The following is a 3,430-nucleotide window of genomic DNA, read 5'->3' as shown; positions in this document are numbered from 1 at the left end:
GTCGCGGAGTGAGATAAAATATATTATTGTAGGTATGATTTAGAAATGGAATTACAGATGTGCCCGCCGTGTATGAGGCCGAACAGGCCGTACCGCAGCTAATCCCCGACGCGATATGAGGGATATACTGATACTTGTAGTAAGAAATGACATTGACCGGGGAGAGCTGTGCCATTACATTATCCTGCGCCCGTGAAATTGAGCGCGTTTGTTCATTCTATTTGTTTGCTGACAACCAGGAAGGAGTGTCTGTCCCATCGGCTACAGGTTTGCACAAAATACCCATAACTCCACCGCCGACAGGACAAAACAGTCTCCTATATTTCAGGTGTTCACTAACGTTATTTATTTCCAGGTTACTCCTAAGGCATACCAGGTACCAACATAATAGGTATACATGTTTCCATCCGTCCAGGCTACAAGGGCAGTCCCGTTACTGAACCATTGGACATAGTATGAGGCCGGTCCGGATGTTCCCGTAAGTACGCTTCCGACTTTTGAGCCAAACCACGAGGCGTATTGAGCATATACAGCGTTGATCTTCGCGGTTGCCTTAGCTAAATCGTTGCTTGTTTGCCAGCTTACCCCTAAAGAGTACCATGTGTTATTGTAATAAGTATACATATATCCATCTGTCCATGCCACAAGGGCGGCACCGTTGCTGAACCATTGGACATAGTATGTGGACGAGCCGAATGTTCCCGTAGCTATGCTTCCGGATTTTGACCCAAACCACGAGGCGTATTGGCTATACATTGTATTAATTGCCGTAGAGGCATCGGTATAGTCAGACCCTGCCGCCGTAAAAACCGCCGTTACGGACTTTGCCGATGACATCGTAACATCACAATAGTTATTGGTCGTTGAATCACAGCCTGACCAACTCGTAAAAGTAGAACCGTTATCCGTAGTCGCCGTCAGCATCACTGACGTGCCTGACGCATATGACGACGAACAGGCAGAGCCGCAACTTATCCCTGATGGGCTGCTTGTTATTGTGCCCGTGCCCGTGCCGGATTTCGATACGTTCAGGGTATAAGTAGAAGATGTCGTTGCCGTAAATGTTGCGGTTACAGTTTTTGACGAGACCATCGCAACGGTACACTGGGAACCACTTGCCGAATCACATCCTGTCCAACCCGTAAAGGTAGAACTGGAATTGGCCGCTGCCGTCAGCGTTACCGATGTGCCAGCCGCATATGATGCCAGACATGTTGTGCCGCAGCTTATCCCTGATGGGCTGCTTGATATAGTGCCAGTGCCAGTGCCATATTTTGTTACATACAGGCTATAGTCAGCAATTAATGCGTTTAACGCGAGGGCAACCTGAATTCGGGGTTTAGATATGCCGTTGCGTGAGTCTGTTACCGAAACGCCGGTGCTTGTCAGGGCGCTTAGAATGTCCGTAACCGACGCCGTCGGCTTTGCCTGCTTCAGCACTGCCCATGCGCCGGCCACATGCGGGGCAGCCATCGAGGTTCCATTCCATGTCGCATATCCGCCGTTAGGGACAGCGGATGTAATGGCGGAGCCAGGTGCCAGTAAATTTAAAAAACTCGCGCTGTTTGAATAGGAGGAAACGTTGTCCGAGCTGTCAGTAGCGCCAACGCTGACCGCCGTAGAAATACATCCCGGTGCGCCCATCCCATCGGGATACTTGCTGTTACCCGAAGAAATGACCGTCGCGATACCGGCGGAACGAAGGTTGTCTATCGCTGCCTTTCTACTGTCATTGTCACAATTAGCGCCATACCAACCGCCGCCAAGACTCATATTTGCTGAAGCTATTGAATAAGTGTTCTTTAAAGCGTAAACCCTTTCCAGCCCTTTGAGTTGATCGGAGGTATACGACAGCGTACAAGGGCTGCTTCCTTCACAAGTCGTGTTGTCGTCAATTCGCGAAAACACCTGAATTGCTATAATATTCGCCCCTTTTGCAACACCCGAGGAGTTGTCCGTGGTTAGCCCTGCCGCAATACCTGCCACATGTGTTCCATGGTCGCATTCTCCGGTTGGACAATTCCCCGCGTACGGCATTGCCGAACCGGAAGCTGTTGAGTTATCTACACCGCCAGGACAAACAGTTGCCACGGAAGATTCATTATCGTTAGATGAGTAGCAAGCCTCGGAGGCAACCTTTCCCGTAAGCATGGGATGAGTCTTATCAACACCGGTGTCAAGGATTGCCACTGTATAACCTGTGCCATCATACCCGTTTGCCCAGGCGGTGGAGGCACCAACTTTGGTAATATTCCAGTTTATGCCGGTAGGGCGTGATAGCTTATCTTCCTCGACGGAGCTTACCCCTGTAATGGCAAGCACGGCGTCAAGGGCGTTTCTGTCAACGGTCATCGCGATATGTGGGATATACTGATACTTGTAGTAAGAAATGACATTGACCGAAGAGAGCTGTGCCATTACCTGTTCCTGCGCCCGTGAAATCGCAGCCATCTGCGCTTTTTCTTCCGGGGCGGATAAGCCGCCCATTGGACGAAACGAGGTATTGGATGAATTGTTGACCGTTACGATAATCCTGATGGAGCCTTTACGCTCTGCCTGCGAGGCCAATTTCTCATATCCGCCATCAGATGATACCTTGCTTTTGAGCGAGGCAGACAGCTCACCGGCTGACACGGTTAAAGGCGCTAACGAGCTGAGGCAAAAGACTGTTAATAACAAAAACACAAACGAGACTGCTCTTTTCTTTTGTTTCCAACTTTTCATAAAGAAACCTCCTGTTAATCTGTTTAGATAACAAAGAATCAGGGGTGCTTGATTAGGGGTGTACCCGGTACGCAAACAGACGCCTGAAACACCGGGATGCGAAGCAGACAACTTTCCAGATTCCGTCATGCCCCCGCTGTGGCGTTTTATATGCTATTTCCCAAAAACCCCTTCAACTCATCCACTGACCCGGCCTGCCTTCTATCCCTTCAAGCAAGCCTTCCTGAAAAATCTGGCTGTCTTTGAAATCAATCGTTATCGGCATCTTTTCTATCACCTGATCTACCCTATTGTACAATTTTCGTAAATCCGATAGATATAGCAATTTATCGCCTTTTTTTATCAGGAACATCAGATATAAGCAACAAGAAAAAGGTGGTGGAGTTTTTGAATGGACGGTAGGGGAGGTAAGATACAAAAAAAGGAAACGAAAAAAAGAAGTAAGGATTTATTAACCAATGAGTTTACTGTCTTTTTCAATTGCCTGAATGCGAAAAACGCATATGTTGTGTTTAAGTTGGTGCTGCTGACAGTTTCCATCGCCTCAGCGGGGTTGGAATTCGACCTGACTCATAGTTGCTTGCAGCTCATAATTTAGATGATCCTATGAAGTTAAATCGATGGTTAGTTCTCAGAGGAGATATTGAACTAAGGGGTTGTAAAATAATTATTGTTAAATTTATGAGTAATATGGTAAAGTAAATGA

Annotated in this window: 2 protein-coding genes; one reads left to right on the top strand and one right to left on the bottom strand. The window is 47.7% G+C overall.

Features of this window, described 5'->3' with window-relative positions; translation table 11 throughout:
• Nucleotides 1-345: 345 nt before the first annotated feature.
• Complete coding sequence (locus AB7D94_RS16825) at nt 346-2,724, bottom strand: S8 family serine peptidase (protein ID WP_420267226.1); 2,379 nt, start codon at nt 2,722-2,724, stop codon at nt 346-348.
• 391 nt (nt 2,725-3,115) lie between these two features.
• Between AB7D94_RS16825 and AB7D94_RS16820 the strand changes: the two genes are divergently transcribed.
• Nucleotides 3,116-3,322 (top strand): hypothetical protein, encoded by a 207-nt coding sequence (locus tag AB7D94_RS16820; protein ID WP_420267225.1) that lies wholly within the window; start codon nt 3,116-3,118, stop codon nt 3,320-3,322.
• The last annotated feature ends 108 nt before the right edge of the window (nt 3,323-3,430 follow it).

The organism is Candidatus Magnetominusculus dajiuhuensis (genome assembly GCF_046044395.1).
Taxonomy (GTDB): Bacteria; Nitrospirota; Thermodesulfovibrionia; order Thermodesulfovibrionales; family Magnetobacteriaceae; genus Magnetominusculus; species Magnetominusculus dajiuhuensis.
Note: the sequence above shows the minus strand (reverse complement) of the source record. Positions and strands in the feature narration are given on the sequence as shown.